The 15,056-nt window shown below is 69.0% G+C and carries 18 protein-coding genes and 1 riboswitch; of the genes, 7 read left to right on the forward strand and 11 right to left on the reverse strand.

What is annotated here, in order from left to right; genetic code table 11:
• Nucleotides 1–6 precede the first annotated feature (6 nt).
• The 6 genes from AC0662_RS21520 to AC0662_RS21545 all read right to left on the reverse strand — a co-directional run bounded on the left by AC0662_RS21520 (nt 7) and on the right by AC0662_RS21545 (nt 4,668).
• Nucleotides 7–1,344, reverse strand: coding sequence for an LLM class flavin-dependent oxidoreductase (locus AC0662_RS21520; protein ID WP_478302693.1), 1,338 nt, complete (start codon nt 1,342–1,344; stop codon nt 7–9).
• Nucleotides 1,341–2,033, reverse strand: coding sequence for an ABC transporter ATP-binding protein (locus AC0662_RS21525; RefSeq protein WP_452199083.1), 693 nt, complete (start codon nt 2,031–2,033; stop codon nt 1,341–1,343). Before AC0662_RS21525 ends, AC0662_RS21520 begins: the two co-directional genes overlap by 4 nt.
• Entirely contained in the window at nt 2,030–2,866 is an 837-nt protein-coding gene (locus tag AC0662_RS21530) for an ABC transporter permease (RefSeq protein WP_478302696.1), read from the reverse strand. Before AC0662_RS21530 ends, AC0662_RS21525 begins: the two co-directional genes overlap by 4 nt.
• The gene (locus tag AC0662_RS21535) at nt 2,863–3,933 is read right to left on the reverse strand and encodes an ABC transporter substrate-binding protein (RefSeq protein ID WP_478302697.1); all 1,071 of its coding nucleotides are present in this window, start codon (nt 3,931–3,933) and stop codon (nt 2,863–2,865) included. Before AC0662_RS21535 ends, AC0662_RS21530 begins: the two co-directional genes overlap by 4 nt.
• Entirely contained in the window at nt 3,926–4,480 is a 555-nt protein-coding gene (locus tag AC0662_RS21540; protein ID WP_452199088.1) for a flavin reductase family protein, read from the reverse strand. The genes AC0662_RS21535 and AC0662_RS21540 overlap by 8 nt, the downstream gene beginning before the upstream one ends.
• Before the next feature lie 116 nt (nt 4,481–4,596).
• On the reverse strand, nt 4,597–4,668 hold the full coding sequence (locus tag AC0662_RS21545; protein ID WP_387771715.1) for a putative leader peptide: 72 nt from the start codon (nt 4,666–4,668) through the stop codon (nt 4,597–4,599).
• A 75-nt stretch (nt 4,669–4,743) separates the two neighbouring features.
• Between AC0662_RS21545 and AC0662_RS21550 the strand changes: the two genes are divergently transcribed.
• Together AC0662_RS21550 and AC0662_RS21555 are read left to right on the forward strand one after the other, a co-directional pair.
• Nucleotides 4,744–5,256 (forward strand): RNA polymerase sigma factor, encoded by a 513-nt coding sequence (locus AC0662_RS21550; protein WP_478303425.1) that lies wholly within the window; start codon nt 4,744–4,746, stop codon nt 5,254–5,256.
• Nucleotides 5,249–5,815 carry a methylated-DNA--[protein]-cysteine S-methyltransferase gene (locus AC0662_RS21555; RefSeq protein WP_478302700.1) on the forward strand — a complete coding sequence of 189 codons (567 nt, stop codon included), beginning with the start codon at nt 5,249–5,251 and terminating at the stop codon, nt 5,813–5,815. The genes AC0662_RS21550 and AC0662_RS21555 overlap by 8 nt, the downstream gene beginning before the upstream one ends.
• A 124-nt stretch (nt 5,816–5,939) precedes the next feature.
• Here the strand turns inward: AC0662_RS21555 and AC0662_RS21560 are convergent, their stop codons facing one another.
• Together AC0662_RS21560 and AC0662_RS21565 are read right to left on the reverse strand one after the other, a co-directional pair.
• Nucleotides 5,940–6,623 (reverse strand): class I SAM-dependent methyltransferase, encoded by a 684-nt coding sequence (locus tag AC0662_RS21560; RefSeq protein WP_452199092.1) that lies wholly within the window; start codon nt 6,621–6,623, stop codon nt 5,940–5,942.
• 26 nt (nt 6,624–6,649) lie between these two features.
• Nucleotides 6,650–7,267, reverse strand: a complete 618-nt coding sequence (locus AC0662_RS21565) for a hypothetical protein (RefSeq protein ID WP_478302702.1) — start codon at nt 7,265–7,267, stop codon at nt 6,650–6,652.
• Between the two features lie 85 nt (nt 7,268–7,352).
• Between AC0662_RS21565 and AC0662_RS21570 the strand changes: the two genes are divergently transcribed.
• Genes AC0662_RS21570 through AC0662_RS21590 form a run of 5 tightly spaced genes read left to right on the forward strand, consistent with a single transcriptional unit; the run spans nt 7,353 to nt 12,137 of the window.
• On the forward strand, nt 7,353–9,281 hold the full coding sequence (locus AC0662_RS21570) for a thiamine pyrophosphate-binding protein (protein WP_478302704.1): 1,929 nt from the start codon (nt 7,353–7,355) through the stop codon (nt 9,279–9,281).
• Between the two features lie 9 nt (nt 9,282–9,290).
• A complete protein-coding gene (locus AC0662_RS21575) occupies nt 9,291–9,995 on the forward strand; it encodes a flavodoxin family protein (protein ID WP_478302706.1) in 705 nt (234 codons plus the stop codon).
• Nucleotides 9,996–10,018: 23 nt separating this feature from the next.
• On the forward strand, nt 10,019–10,651 hold the full coding sequence (locus AC0662_RS21580) for an RNA polymerase sigma factor (protein ID WP_478302708.1): 633 nt from the start codon (nt 10,019–10,021) through the stop codon (nt 10,649–10,651).
• A complete protein-coding gene (locus AC0662_RS21585; RefSeq protein ID WP_452199102.1) occupies nt 10,648–10,878 on the forward strand; it encodes an anti-sigma factor family protein in 231 nt (76 codons plus the stop codon). The genes AC0662_RS21580 and AC0662_RS21585 overlap by 4 nt, the downstream gene beginning before the upstream one ends.
• Nucleotides 10,879–10,916: 38 nt before the next feature.
• Nucleotides 10,917–12,137 (forward strand): cation:proton antiporter, encoded by a 1,221-nt coding sequence (locus tag AC0662_RS21590; RefSeq protein WP_478302710.1) that lies wholly within the window; start codon nt 10,917–10,919, stop codon nt 12,135–12,137.
• On the opposite strand, the gene AC0662_RS21595 is transcribed toward AC0662_RS21590, so the two are convergent.
• The 3 genes from AC0662_RS21595 to AC0662_RS21605 all read right to left on the reverse strand — a co-directional run bounded on the left by AC0662_RS21595 (nt 12,076) and on the right by AC0662_RS21605 (nt 15,052).
• Nucleotides 12,076–13,401, reverse strand: a complete 1,326-nt coding sequence (locus tag AC0662_RS21595; RefSeq protein ID WP_478302712.1) for a purine-cytosine permease family protein — start codon at nt 13,399–13,401, stop codon at nt 12,076–12,078. The two genes, AC0662_RS21590 and AC0662_RS21595, sit on opposite strands and share 62 nt — an antisense overlap.
• A riboswitch (TPP riboswitch) is annotated at nt 13,397–13,513 on the reverse strand. Its footprint overlaps the gene before it by 5 nt.
• Nucleotides 13,514–13,532: 19 nt before the next feature.
• On the reverse strand, nt 13,533–14,192 hold the full coding sequence (locus AC0662_RS21600) for an alpha/beta fold hydrolase (RefSeq protein ID WP_452199108.1): 660 nt from the start codon (nt 14,190–14,192) through the stop codon (nt 13,533–13,535).
• On the reverse strand, nt 14,189–15,052 hold the full coding sequence (locus AC0662_RS21605; RefSeq protein WP_478302715.1) for a hypothetical protein: 864 nt from the start codon (nt 15,050–15,052) through the stop codon (nt 14,189–14,191). The genes AC0662_RS21600 and AC0662_RS21605 overlap by 4 nt, the downstream gene beginning before the upstream one ends.
• Nucleotides 15,053–15,056: the final 4 nt, after the last annotated feature.

Here is a 15,056-nt window from a genome sequence, read left to right on the forward strand (position 1 = left end):
ACGTTCTCAGGCGGTCGCCTCCTGGAGTTCCGCCGTACGCCCGGTCGGTCGGGGCAGGCCGTAGTGGTCGCGCAACGTCGTACCGGAGTACTCGGTGCGGAACAGGCCGCGGGACTGCAGGATCGGGATCACCTCGTCCACGAACGTGGTGAGCCCGGACGGGAGCACCGGCGGCATGATGTTGAAGCCGTCGGCGGCACCCGCCTCGAACCAGTGCTGGATCGCGTCCGCGACCTGCTCCGGCGTACCGGTGAAGGTCCGGTGACCACGTCCGCCACCGAGGCGGCCGATCAGTTCCCGCACGGTCAGCTGCTCGCGCCGGGCCAGGGACACGATCAGCGTGTAGCGGCTCTTCGCGCCCTCGATCTCGTCCTCGTCGGGCAACTCGGCCGGCAACTGCTGGTCGAACGGGAGGTCCTCGGGCGTCACCCGTAGCGTCTTCGCGAGCTGCAGCCGTGCGTACTCGGGCCGGATCAGCGCGTCCAGCTGATGCTCCAGCCGTTCCGCCTCCTCGACCGTGGACCCGATCACCGGCACGATCCCGGGCAGGATCTTCACCTCGGACGGGTCCCGTCCCAGCGCGAGCGCGCGCGCCTTCAGGTCCCGGTAGAAGTCCTGCGCGTCCTCCAGCGTCTGCTGAGCGGTGAACACCGCCTCGGCGTACCGCGCCGCCAGGCCCTTGCCGTCCTCCGACGACCCGGCCTGCACGATCAGCGGATGTCCCTGCGGCGACCGGGGCAGGTTCAGCGGCCCGCGCACCTGGAAGTACCGGCCGACATGGTCGATCGGCAGCACCCGCTCCTGCACCGCCCACACCCCCTCGGCCTTGTCCGCGACCGCCGCGTCGTCCTGCCACGAGTCCCACAGCTTGTACGCGACCTCGAGGAACTCCGCCGCCCGCTCGTACCGCTCCGCGTGCGCCGGTTGGTCGGCGAGGTTGAAGTTCCGCGCCGCCTCCGGCCCGGCCGTGGTGACCACGTTCCACCCGGCCCGGCCACCGCTGACGTGGTCGATGCTGGCGAACCGCCGCGCGAGGTTGAACGGCTCGTTGTACGTCGTCGACGCGGTCGCGATCAGTCCGATCCGAGACGTCACGCCCGCCAGCGCCGCGAGCAGCACCGTCGGGTCCAGCGCGCCCGCGGGACGCCGGCCGACGGTCCCGATCAGCACCGGTGAATCGGCGAAGAAGATCGAGTCGAACTTCCCGCGCTCCGCGGTCCGCGCCAGCTCCTGGTAGTGCTCGATCTTCACGTTCGCGAACGGGTCGCTCTCCGGCAGCCGCCAGGACGCCTCGTGGTGCCCGGTACTCATCAGGAACGCGTTCAGGTGCAACTGCTTGCTCATACCGAGACTCCCAAGGCGTCGAGAAGCCGCGCACGGACCGCGGCGAATCCTGGATCGGCCGCACTCCGCGGCGCCGGCAGGTCGATCGTCTCCGCGGCGACGATCCGCCCGGCGTCGAGCACGATCACCCGGTCGGCCAGCACGATCGCCTCGTCGACGTCGTGCGTGACCAACAGGACGGCGGGTTGGTGCGCGGCGCACAACTTCCGCAACAACACGTGCATCTTCAGCCGGGTCAACGCGTCCAGCGCGCCGAACGGCTCGTCCGCGAGCAACAGTTCCGGCTCCCGCACCAGCGATCGCGCCAACGCGACCCGCTGCTGCTCACCACCGGACAACTCGTTCGGCCAGGCCTTCTCCCGACCGGCGAGTCCGACTTCCTCGAGACTCTGCCGGCCACGCTCGCCGGCGTCGGGCAGCCCGAGCACGACATTGTCGAGAACTTTGGCCCACGGCAACAACCGGGAGTCCTGGAAGACCACCGACACGTTCTCCGGGACCGATACGTCACCGGATCCCTCGACGTCGAAGTCCAGTCCGGCCAGCGCCCGCAGCAGCGTGGACTTGCCGGAACCGCTCTTGCCGAGCAGGGCGACGAACTCGCCCGGTTCGATGTCCAGGTCCACACCGTCGAGGACGGCGCGTTCGTCGTACCGGCGGACCAGGTCGCGGACCTGGACCGTTCTCACGAGGCTAGCGTTCGGCGCCATGACAGGGCCCTCCTCTGGATCAGGCGGACGACCGCGTCGGAGAGCAGGCCGAGGACGCCGTACACGACCAGGCCGACGATGATGATGTCGGTCTGTCCGTACGTGCGGGCCAGCTCCATCATGTAGCCGATTCCGCTGGTGGAGTTGATCTGCTCGACGACGACCAGCGACAGCCACGCACCGGTCACCGCGAACCGCAGCCCGAGCAGGAACCCGGGCAGGGCGCCTGGCAGTACGACGCGGCGGATGAACTGCCATTGCGACAACCCGACCGTCTGCGCGAGTTCGACGTACCGGCTGTCGATGGTGCGCAGGCCGTTGTGGGTGTGGATGTAGACCGGCACGAACACGCCGAGCAGGATGGTGACGACCTTCATCGACTCGCCGATGCCGAGCCAGAGGATCAGCAGCGGCAGCAGTGCGAGCGACGGGATCGCCCGCTTGATCTGGATCGGCCCGTCGAGGACGGCCTCACCGAGGCGGGACAGGCCGGAGATCAGGGCGAGGACGACGCCCAGTACGATGCCGAGCGCGAGGCCGACCAGCGCCCGCTGGGCCGACGTCCACAGGTTCGACTGCAGCCGGCCGTCCGCGATCAGGTCGCCGGCCGTGGTCACCACGGTCCACGGCGCGGACAGGATTCGTTGGTCGATCCAACCAGCCGCGGATCCGATGCTCCAGATCACCAGCAGCAGCACCGGACCGATCGCGGCCCCGAACCTGATCGGCTTCCCGGGCCCGAGCCGCCGACGGCGTACGACGGGTTTCGCGGTGGTCCGGGTCCGTAACCCGGGCAGGGTGGTCGCGCTCATTTGGCGCCGCCCTTGATCGCGTCCGCGGCGACGGTCTGGAACCGCAGGTCGTAGAGGTCCTTGGCCTGGATCACCGGGTTGCCGGTCTCCTTGGCGAGCAGTTCGATCGTCTCCTGCTGCCGCTGGATCGCATCACTCCAGTCCGCCGGGATGTCCGGGTGACCGGCGTTGACGACCAGCCACTGACCATCCGCCTCGCTGAGGCCTTGGTCCTTCACGTAGTACCCCGCGATCCACTCCTTGGGGTGCTTGTCGATCCAGTTCTGCGCGATCCCCCAGGCGGCGACGTACGCGCGGATCGCGGCCGCCTTGCCCGGGTCCTCCAGCGACTCGACCGGCCCGTAGAGGTGACCGGCGTCGTCGCGCAGGCCGTGGTCGATCACGCTCGCGCCGTCCTTGCCGTACTTGGCCAGGTACCGCTTGATCTGGACGCCGCCGATCGGGGCGACGTCGACCTGCTTCGAGGAGAGCGCGTTCGAGTACACGTCGCCGGTGCTCGGCAGCTCGATCAGCTTCACGTCCTCCTTGGTCAACCCGGCCTTCTTCAGCACCTTGAGGATCAGCGCGCCCTGCGCCTGACCCGGGCTGTACGCGATCTTCTTGCCGCGCAGGTCGCCGAGCGTCGACACCGATACCCCGGGCGCGACCCCGAGCTTGTAGATCGGGTGCTTGATCGCGTCCTGCCGGAACTTGGAGGCGACGATCTTCACGTGCAGCCCGGTCCAGGTCGCGTTGATCGGTGGGATCTCGGCGACCGAACCGAGGTCGAGGGCATGCGCCCGGAACGCCTCGGTGGTCTGCGGACCGCCACTCAGGTTGGCGAACTGGACGTACTTCGACACCGCGTCGTACTGACCGGAGAGCTTCAGCGCGACCTCGGTGGCGGGGTCACCGACCACGATCTTGGCGCCGGCCGGGACGGTGGTCGGCAGCGGCGCGTCGAGCGAGAGCTTCGCGGCGGCGTCGCCACCGGCGTTGGCATCACCGCCGCAGCCGGTCAGCAGGGCCACTGTGGACAAGGCGGCGAGGGCAGCGGTCAGGACGGCGAACTTACGGATCTCAGGCATGGTGTGCTTTCGGGGTGGCGGTGGCGTAACGGCCGTCGTGGTAGAGGAGCGGCTCGTGTTCACGGCGTTCGGTATGGGTGGCGAGGCGGGCGACGACCAGGTAGTGGTCGCCGACGGCGAAGCGGTGCTCGACGTGCGCGCGCAGGTAGCTCGGGGCGTCGTCGAGGACGGGCTCGCCGGAGTCGAGTCGGGACCATCGGGTCGGCTCGGCGAACCGATCGATCCCGCTGGTCGCGAACCGGCCGGCGATCCCGTGCTGGTCGGCGGACAGGAAGTTGATCACCACGCTGGACGCCGTACTCACGGTCGGCCAGCTGGAGGCGCTGGTCGCGATCGCGAACGAGACCAGTGGCGGCAGCAGGCTGATCGAGACGAGTGAGGTGGCGGTGAATCCGACCGGGCCGTGACCGGCGTCCGCGGTGATCACCACGACACCGGCGGCGTGGCGACGGAAGACGGTGCGGTAGACGTCGGCGTCCACCACCCGCTCCTGGGCATGGTCGGGGACGACGGACAGGGCAGGACGGTTCAGGGCAGGCAAAGACATGTCTCTCCCTCGGAATCGGGGCAGGGACGACCGGCAGCAGTGACCGGGCGGAAGACAGAGGCAGAGGCCTCATGAAGTGCGAAGCGGGACAGCCACGCGCAGTACGAGGACAGGGCTCACCGACAGGTGGCGCTCGCCGTCCGCAGGAGATCGATGACGCGACGGCGGGTGAGGAAGGTCGTCGTCATGTCAGATATCTTCGCATCAATGTCTACCAACTAAGTGGACAATCTCGTGATGCGGACTCACACGCTCCACCGGTGATGCGTTCTACTTACGTGATGGCTCGGGAGAAGGTCGTACTGCCGCCGTTCCAGGCGCTGATCGACGCGCACTGGCGGGACGTGGGCCGGCTGGCGCGCGCGCTGGCCGGACCGGTGGACGGCGACGACGTCGCGCAACGCGCCTGGGAGAAGGCGTATGCGGCGTACCCGGCACTGACGTCGGCGAAGAACCTGCGCGGCTGGCTGCTCACCATCACCTCCCGGTGCGCGACCGACGTCTACCGGGCGCGGAAACCGCAGCGCCCCCTGGACGAGGCGCCGCCGGTCGCGGTCGAGGGCCCGGACGCCGCGGACTGGCCGGACCCCGACCTGTGGCAGGCGGTCAACCAACTCCCGGAGCGGCAACGCTTCGCGATCACGCTCAAGTACGTCGGCGACCTGGACCACCACGGCGTGGCCGCCGCTCTGGACACCACGCCCGCCGCGTCGCGCCGGCTCGTCAGCGACGCGCTGTCGACCCTGCGCACGAAACTCGGAGTACACGATGACTGATCTCGAGAGCCGGCTGACCCGGCTCAGCACACCCGACCCGAAACCACCGATCCTCCCGGCGGCGGACGTCGCCTACACCCTGCACGACACCCCGATCGGGACCCTGCTGCTCGCGATCACGCACGGCCGGGTGGTGGCCAGCTCCTTCGGCGACGAGGAGACGATGACCAACCGGCTCGCCCGCGCGATCTCCCCGCGAGTACTGCGGCAGGCCCGCCCACTGGACGACCTGCGCCGCCAACTTGACGAGTACCTGACCGGCGAGCGCCGGGCCTTCGACGTCGAGGTGGACCTGACGCTGGCGACACCGTTCCAGCGGTTGGTCCTGAATGATCTCCCGAGCCACACCAGCTACGGCGCCACGACGACGTACGGCGCGGTCGCCTCCGACATCGCGAAACCCAAGGCGTCCCGCGCGGTCGGGACGGCCCTCGGGGCGAACCCGGTGTGCGTCGTGCTGCCGTGCCACCGGGTGGTCGGCGCGAGCGGCGCCCTCACGGGGTACGCCGGTGGGCTCGACGCGAAACGCTTCTTGCTGAATCTCGAAGCAAAAAGCTGAGTTTTCCGGAATCGTCCGGAATGGATTTAGACTGAATACACAAAGGAGCAGATCCCCAATGTGGAGTGGGGATCTGCTTCTTGTTTCCGGTCAGGCGGCGCGGGCGACGGAATTTCCTGACGCGTCAGTCATTCGACGGTTGGTGGATCTCCAGGATCAGCCGGCGGCGACCGCCCCAATCCCGTTTGTAGACCTTGTAGTCGTCGATTCCGGCGGCCGCGCAGAGCCGTCCGTAGCTGATCTCGTCGTGGATGAAATGCACGCTGCTGGTGTCGTCGGCGTGCTCGGTGGTGACGATCCGGTGCTCGGGTCCCTGCCGCAGGCCGTTGGCGATCTCGGCGGCCGTCGCCGGTCCCCAGGCCGGGCCCTCGATGATCGCGATCCCGCCCGGCTTCAGCACCCGGGAGATCTCGCAGATCGTGGAGATCTGCTCGTCCTCGGCGAACAGCTCGTGGAACGCCGTCCACAGGCAGATCACCGCGTCGAACGAGTCCCACTTGTACGGCAGGTCGGTCATCGAACCGATCGCCCAGTCGACCGCGAGCTCGTCCTCCGCGGCCCGGGCGCGGCCGGCCTCGATCAGGTTCGGCGAGATATCCAGCGCACGGACGACCTTGCCCGCCCGCCGCAGCGGCAGCGCGACCCGGCCGTACCCGCAGCAGAGGTCGAGCACCGTCTCCCGGTCGGCGAGCAGCTCCTCGACGGCCTTGACGATCAGCGCGTCCCGCTCCGGCGTCGTACGCGCGGCCAGGCCGTCGGCCCCGAGTTCCGCATATTCGGCCCGGCTACGCAGTGCGGAATTCAGCATGCTGTCAGTATTCCGGTACCCCCGGGTCAGTTGTCCAGCAGGGATCTCGCGGTGCCGAAGAACTCACGGATGCCGGAGAGCTCGGCCAGTTCGGACAGCGGCCGCACGGCGCCGAACGAGGCGTTCCAGAATTCACCGCTCCGCGGCGTCGGCAGCCCGACGTACGCGTAGGGCTCGGGCAGGTGGTCGTCGCCCGGTGAGACGCCGTAGTTGACCTTGTCGATGCTGACTCCGACGTCGAAGTGCTCGGGCCAGAGCGTCGGGGTCTCACCCGGCGCGAGGTCCCGGAGCGCGGCGTCACCGCGGGCGAAGGCATCCTCGAGCAGCCGGGTGGCCGCCGGTTCGATCTCCAGGTGGTCGTCCGGCGCGATCTTCGGACCACCGGAGTACTCGTCGTCGAGTCGGCTCGCCTCGACACCGACGGCCGCGGCGAGTTCGGCGTACGTGCCGGTCAGCCGCACCGAGACCGTCGGCGAGACCAACGAGTCGCCGGCGACCCGCAGCGTGCCGTCCAAGGTGCCGAAGCCGCCGGGTACGACGCGCAGCCTGATACCGCGGCCTTGACGGTGCTGCGGTCCGGCCAGCAGCAGTTCGGCGACGCCGTGCAGGGATCGGCGGGTTACGGCGAGCGAACGTGCGTCCATGGTGGCCCCTCTTCCTGTAACGCCTGATCGGTGGCCGGCACTGATCTGTTGGACGGTCTGTGTCGCGAGGGGCGGGAGACGTTACATGTCAGCGAATTGGCATCGGGTGAACGACATCGACGTACCGGCGGAAGGGCGGGTCCGCAGCGTCACTGTGGACGGTCGGAGTATCGCGATGGCGCGTTGTGGGGCGCGACTCGGCGCACTGGAGAACAAGTGTCCGCATCAGGGCGGTCCGCTCGGTGAGGGCTCGATCGAGAAGGGGCTGCTGCGCTGTCCGTGGCACGGGTACGACTACGACCCGATCACCGGTCAGCCACCGGAGGGGTTCTCCGACGGCGTTCCGTCGTACGACGTGGACGAGCGCGCCGACGGCGTCTACGTACGGCTTCCGGAACTGCCGACGCAGGTACGGACCGTCGCGGACGTGCTGGTCGAGACGTTGGTGGCGCACGGGATCACGCACGTCTTCGGCATGGTCGGGCACTCGAACCTCGGGTTCGCCGACGCGATGCGGCGCGCCGAGGACCGCGGCGAACTCACCTACATCGGGATCCGCCACGAGGGCGCCGCAGCGTTCGCGGCCAGCGCCTACGGCAAGCTGACGGGCCGGCCGGCCGTGTGCTTCGCGATCGCGGGCCCGGGGTCGACCAACCTGCTCACGGGTCTGTACGACGCCAAGCTCGACGGCTCGCCCGTGATCGCGGTCTCCGGACAGGTGCCGTCGAAGTGGCGCGGCCGCGGTGCGTTCCAGGATCTCGATCTGACCGCGGTCTTCAGCGACGTCGCGGTCTCGAGTACGTCGGTGCACGCGGGCAGTGATCACGCCGAGCTGGCCGCGCTCGCGGTCAAGCACGCGATCGACGGCCGTGGCGTCGCGCACCTGGTGCTGCCCGACGAGGTCCAGGTCCAGCCGTCCGACGCACCGGCCACGCGCCCGGGCGGACGGCTGTCACCGCGTCTCATCCGGCCGGACAAGGGCACCCTGGCGCGGGCCGCCGCGATGATCCACGACGCCCGCCGGCCGGTCCTGATCGTCGGCCACGGTGCTCGCCGCGCCGAGACCGAGGTCCGCGAGCTGGCCGAGCGTCTCAATGCACCCGTGCTGACCACGTTCAAGGCCAAAGGGCTGGTGCCGGACACTCATCCGCTCGGCGCCGGAGTACTCGGCCGCAGCGGTACGCCGGTGGCGAGCTGGCTGATGAACGAGTCGGATCTGCTGATCGTGGTCGGCGCTTCGTTCTCGAACCACACCGGCATCGCGGCGTACAAGCCGATCGTCCAGATCGACGACGACCACGCCGCCATCGGCCGCTTCGACCCGGTCGCCGTGGACGTGCTGGGCGACTCCCAACTGGCGCTGGCCACGCTCACCAGGATGCTCGCCGACACCAAGGCCGAGGACCAGCGGCCGGACCTCGCCGAACGCTGGGCGATCTGGCGGGCGGAGAAGAAGCGCCGGGTCGCCGACGATCGCGGCAAGGGCGTGTCGGCGGCCGCGATCTTCGACGCGCTGTCCAGGCACCTGCCCGCGGACGCCGTCGTGACCGTTGACGTCGGCAACCATGCGTACTCGCTCGGCCGGTACCTGGAGTCGAAGGGCCAACCGGTGCTGATGTCCGGCTACCTCGGGTCGATCGGCTTCGGGTACCCGGCGGCACTCGGCGCCTGGGCCGCCGCACCCGGCCGGCCGATCGTCGCGGTCACCGGCGACGGCGGCTTCGGGCAGTACGCCGCCGAACTCACCACCGCGGTCAAGTACGGCATCGGGATCAAGCACGTCCTGCTCGACAACCACTCGCTCGGCAAGATCAGCAAGGAACAACTCGCCGCCGACTACCCGGTCTGGCACACGACCCTGCACAACCCCGACTGGGCGTCGTACGCCGAACTCTGCGGCGCGACCGGCCTGCGGGTCACCCGACGCGCGGACCTGGACGCCGCGATGACCGAACTGTTCGCCGCCACCGGACCAGCCCTGCTCTGCATCGAGCAGGACGCGGAACTGCTTTAGGAGCCACCGATGACCGAGTACGCCGACCTTCGCGCACTGTTCGTCAACTGCACGCTGAAACGCTCGCCCGCCGTCAGCAACACCGAGGGCCTGGTCGACATCAGCCGGAAGATCCTGGAGAAACAGGGTGTCCAGGTCGACGTGATCCGGGCCGTCGATCACGACATCGCGACCGGGGTCTGGCCGGACATGACCGAGCACGGCTGGGCGGTCGACGCGTGGCCCGCGATCCAGGAGCAGGTGCTCGCGGCCGACATCCTGGTGATCGCCGGGCCGATCTGGCTGGGCGACAACAGCTCGGTGACCAAGCGGGTGATCGAGCGCTTGTACGGCAACTCGTCGGTTCTCAACGAGCACGGCCAGTACGCGTACTACGGACGCGTCGGCGGCTGCCTGATCACCGGGAACGAGGACGGGGTGAAGCACTGCGCGATGAACGTCCTCTACTCGCTGCAGCACCTCGGCTACGCGATCCCGCCCCAGGCCGATGCCGGCTGGATCGGCGCGGCCGGACCCGGGCCGTCGTACCTGGATGCCGGATCGGGTGGGCCGGAGAACGACTTCACCAACCGGAACACCACCTTCATGACCTGGAACCTGCTGCATCTCGCCCGGATGATGAAGGATTCCGGCGGGATCCCGGCGTACGGCAACCAGCGGTCGGAGTGGGATGCGGGCTGCCGATTCGACTTCGAGAACCCGGAGTACCGCTGACCACGCTGTTGTACCGTCGGCCTGTGGGGGTGGTGGTGCCGACGGACGACGTACTCGTCGCCGGTCTGCGTACCGGGGACGAGGACACGTTCGCGTGTCTGCTGAACGGCTGGTCGGGCTCGATGCTGCGGCTGGCCCGGTCGTTCGTGTCGACCACGGCCAGCGCCGAGGAGGTCGTCCAGGACACCTGGCTGGCGGTGTTCGAAGGGATCGAGCGCTTCGAGGGCCGGTCGACACTGCGTACCTGGGTGTACCGGATCCTGGTCAACATCGCGCGGAAGCGGGCTGCCCGCGAGCAGCGCACCGTGCCGTGGACCAGCCTGGCCCCGGATCACGGGCCGACGATGGACCCGAAGCGGTTCCGGGGCGCCGGCGACCAGTACCCGGGCGGGTGGCGCACGTTCCCGGAGCGCTGGCCGACCACCGAGACCGAGGTCCTTGCACACGAGGTCCGGGCGGCGGTGGCGGCGGCGATCGACGGCTTGCCGGTCCGGCAGCAGGTCGTCCTGACGCTCCGGGACATCGACGGCCACGATGCCGAGGACGTATGTGCCCTGCTGGAGATCTCGATGGCCAATCAGCGGGTCCTGCTGCACCGCGCTCGGGTAAACGTCCGCGGCCGGCTCGAGCGTTATTTCGGAGGAGCCGGCTCATGACGTGCGCCGAACTGGTCGAACTGGTCACCGCGTACCTCGACCATGCATTGGACCCGGAGACCGAGCAGCGATTCGTCGACCATCTCGAACTCTGCGACGGCTGCGAGATCTACGTCGAGCAGATCCGCCGTACCGTCGCCGAGATCGGTCAGGTCGAGCCACAGCACCTATCCGCGGAGACCCGCGACGGCCTGATGGACGCGTTCCGCGGCTTTCCTCGCCGCTGAGGCGTAACGTCCGGCCGCGGCGGCGGCACTGATCCGGTATGCCGCACGTTGAGTTCACCAATCTGTTCGCGGTCACGGTGATCGCGTTGCTCGCACCGCTGCTGCTCGGGCTCGCACCGCGACTCCGCGTGCCTGCCGTTGTGCTGGAGATCGTGGCCGGGATCATCGTCGGGCCGTACGGACTGGGACTGGTCGCGGTCGACCTGCCCGTGCAGATCGTCGCCGTGCTGGGCCTCGGCTTCCTGCTGTTCCTGGCCGGCCTGGAGATCGACGTACACAAGCTCCGCGGCCAGGTACTGCGGCTAGCGGTCCTCGGGTACGTCGTGACTCTGCTGCTCGGTTCACTCGCCGGACTCGGCCTGTCTGCGGCCGGGTGGGTGCACAGCCCGTTGCTGCTCGCAGTGACGTTGTCCGCGACCTCGCTCGGGCTGGTGGTTCCGGTGCTCAAGGATGCCGGCCAGTCGGAGAGCAGCGTCGGGCAGTTCGCGATCGCCGCCGCGTCAGTTGCTGACTTCGCCGCCGTACTGGTGCTGTCGCTGGTGTTCTCGACCGAAGGCGGCAGCGCGGGCGAACGGCTGGTGATGGTCGGACTGTTCGCATTGCTCGTTGTCGTCACCGGACTGGTCGTCGCCACCGCCGGACGGTCGCAGCGACTCGGCGGAGTGTTGCTGCGACTACAGGACACGACGGCGGAGATCCGGGTCCGGGCCGCGGTGGCGCTGCTGGTCGCCTTCGTGGTGCTGGCCGAGCAGTTCGGACTGGAGACGATCCTCGGCGCGTTCCTGGCCGGTGCGGTGATCGGTCTGGTGGATCGCGACGCCGAGTCGCATCCACGTTTCCGGATCAAGTTGGAGGCGTTGGGCTACGGCTTCCTGATTCCGGTGTTCTTCGTGACCAGCGGACTGCGTCTCGATCTTCGCGGTCTGCTCGACGACCCGGCCGCGCTGGTTCGCGTCCCGCTCTTCCTGGTCGCGTTGCTCGTGGTCCGGGGAGTACCGGCGTACCTTGCGGTCCGGAGGCTGGGATCCCGGGCGACAGCCGCAACGGCCTTGCTGCAGGCGACATCGCTGCCGTTCATCGTCACCGCGACGCAGATCGGCGTACTCACCGGTCTGATGACTCCGGTCACCGCCGCCGCCCTGGTCTGCGCCGGGTTGCTGTCTGTGTTGGTGTTCCCAACGGTCGCGCTGGTGTTGCTCAGGCAGCCTGTCGGCGACCGATCCGGCCCAGAAGTACAGCGGCCAGCATCGAGACGATGATCGACGTATAGGTCGCGCCGAGCCAGGTCGGTACCGGCTGGTGGTTGAACAGTCTTTGCTGAAGGTCGGTCCAGAACGGTGACCAGCCGCCGACGGTGCCCGGGTTGACGAGCTGGTACGCCGTGAAACCGATCAGCCACGCGAGGGTCGGTTGCCAGCGGAACTTCGCCGTATCGGAGACGTCCCAGTTCATCTTGCTCACGATGAAGAAGTCCGCGATCGCGACCGCGAACAACGGGATGAAGACCGAGCCGATCAGGTAAAGGAACTGCGTGTAGTTGCCCAGGTCAATGAACAGTGCGATGCCGGTGGCGATGATGCCGATCGCGACCGAGATCCACCGCCGGTCGATGTGGCCGATCAGGTTGTGGGCGGCCATCGTGGTCGAGTAGACGTTCGCGTAGGCCTCATCGACCTCGTCCACCAGCAGGACGAACAGTGCGATCGCGCCGGCCGGCAGGGTGACCAGTGCGGTGATCACGTCCTCGCTGTTGGTCTGCAGCGTCGCGACGGCGACGACACCGAGGGCGTAGTACCCGATCGCGGCCAGGCCGTAGCCGAGTGCAGACCCGCCGAACGCAGCCTTATTAGTGCGCGAGTGGCGCGTGTAGTCGGCAGCTAGCGGGGCGAACGAGACGACACCGGCCGCAGCGAGGTCGACCGCCGGCCAGAAGCCGAACACGTTGTCCTGAGGCAAGGCATGCGCCGGCTTGCTGAGGACCTGCACGAACAGGTAGATCGACGCGACCAGGACCAGCCAGACCATGAACTTCCGCAGGATCTTCACGCTGCCGAGCGGCCGGACCGCCATCGTCGTCGCGATGATTCCCGCGAGGACGACGAACACCCAGCGCCAGCGCTCACTCGTCACCGCGACCGCGGCCTGCGAGATCACGATGATCTCCATCGTCGCCCAGCCGACGTTCTGCGCGATGTTCAGCACGGTCGGCGCGATCGAGCCGCGGCGGCCGAACAGCCCGCGCAGACAAGCCATCGCCGGCGCCCCGGTCTGGGAGCCGAACACGGCCGCGCCGCCGAGGACGAGCGCACCGATCCCGCAGCCGACCACGACCGCGAGCAGGCCCTGCCAGAGCGAGCCCGTGTACGCCGCGACCAGCGCACCGGTGACCGGCCCGAACAGCGAGATGCCGAAGTTCCCCCACAGCGTGAACTGGTCGAAGAACCCGAGCGTCCGCGGCGCGTCGGTGGTGAGGACGAGCGGCGCCTCGGTGGTGCTCGCAGAACGGACAGCAGTACTGGTCATGAGTGACCCCACTCCCTACGCCGGCATTACCCGGTCAGGTTCAGGCGGTCGGCGACCCAGCTGTCGCCCTCTCAGCCCGCGCACGTCGGTGCGAGCTCCCGCATAGGTTTGACGGGGACAACTCTAACGCGTCAGCTACCTTCGGGAAGAGTGGCTGCTCGTTCTATGAGAGCGGCGACTTCCGGGCCGTTGGTGACGATCGGCATGTGGGCCCCGGTGTCGAGCGTGCGGGACTCGCCGTTGCTGAGCGTCGCGAGCCGCTCGACCCACTCGGCGGTCGACAGCAGGTCGTGCCGGCCGCGGACGATCTGGACCGGCGCTTTGACCTGCGCGATCACCGCCGCCAGGTCGTGCTGCCGGGAGGCCTCGCCGGCGCGGGCGATGGTCGGCAGCGTCGTCCGGGCGTACTGCGGGGTGACGACCCGGAGGAGCTTCGGTGAGTCGGGCACGGCGGACCCGAGCCAGCGCACCGCTCGGTCCACGCTCGACATTCGGGCGTCACCGGACGGCGCGACGAGGACGACGGCGTGCGCCAACTCGGGGTACCGGATCGCGGTCTCGACGACGATCTGGCAGCTCGCCGAGTGGCCGACGAGCACCGACCGCTCGCGGATCTTCTCGGCCAGCCCCACCGCGAGCGCACGGGGGTGCAGGTCCTCACGGGCGCCGGCGGGTTCGCCGTACCCGGGCAGCGTGACCACGTGGTACGGCGTGATCAGGTGTTCGACCGTCCTGGTGTACGACTCCGGGCCGAGACCCAGGCCGGGCACCAGGACGACAGGAGCGCTCACTCCCAGGGAGCCTTGGCCGGCGGGCCCTGCACGACCGGGTTCGGCACCTCGGGCTTCAGCTCGCGGTACCCGAGGAACAGGCCGGCGGCGAGGACCAGCAGCCCGAAACCACCCCAGCCGTACGCCGTCGGCAGCCGGTGCACCGACTCGTCGTTGGCGCCCAGGCCCGTGGACAGCACCATGAACAGCCAGACCAGGATGAGCACCGCGGAGACCGCGACCAGGATCAGTCCGACCACCTCGCCCGGCTCGGGCTGCTGACCGGCCCGGCTCCGGGCCCGCAGGTCGCGGATCCACATCGCCAGCGCGACCACGCCGACCACGAGCAGCAGCAGCTGACCGACCGCGTCGATCACGTCGGTGCGCAGCGGATGGTTGAGCGGCGAGCCGGGCGCCTGCGAGATGTCGCGGAGCGAGACCCGCTGGACGGAGATGACGAGCAGGCCGTAGATCGCGGCGATCGCCGTCGCGAGGCCGACGACCCGAGCGGCGCGCGGATCACGCGGTGCGGCAGGTTCGTCACGGCCGTACGTCGGGAGCTCGTGCGGCTCGGGGCTCGCGGAGGCGCCGTACGGGGTGCCGGGCCGGTAGGTCGGCGGCTGCGCGTGTGGCGCGGTGATCTGTCCCTGGCCGTGCGGCTGTTGCTGTGGCTGTGGTTGAGGAGGGACGCCGTACTGGCCGGGGGGCGTGCCGTAGCGCTGCGGCTCGGCGTAGTACTCCGGTGCTTCCGGTGGCTGTTGACCGGACCCGTAGGTGCCACCGCCGTACGGCGTCGGCGGGGCGTAGTGGTGCTGGTCCGCACTGGGCTGCTGCTCGGGCTCATCGTCCCGGCCGTACGTCGGGAAGTCCTGTGACGACATGCCT

It is taken from the genome of Kribbella sp. NPDC043289 (assembly GCF_056436705.1).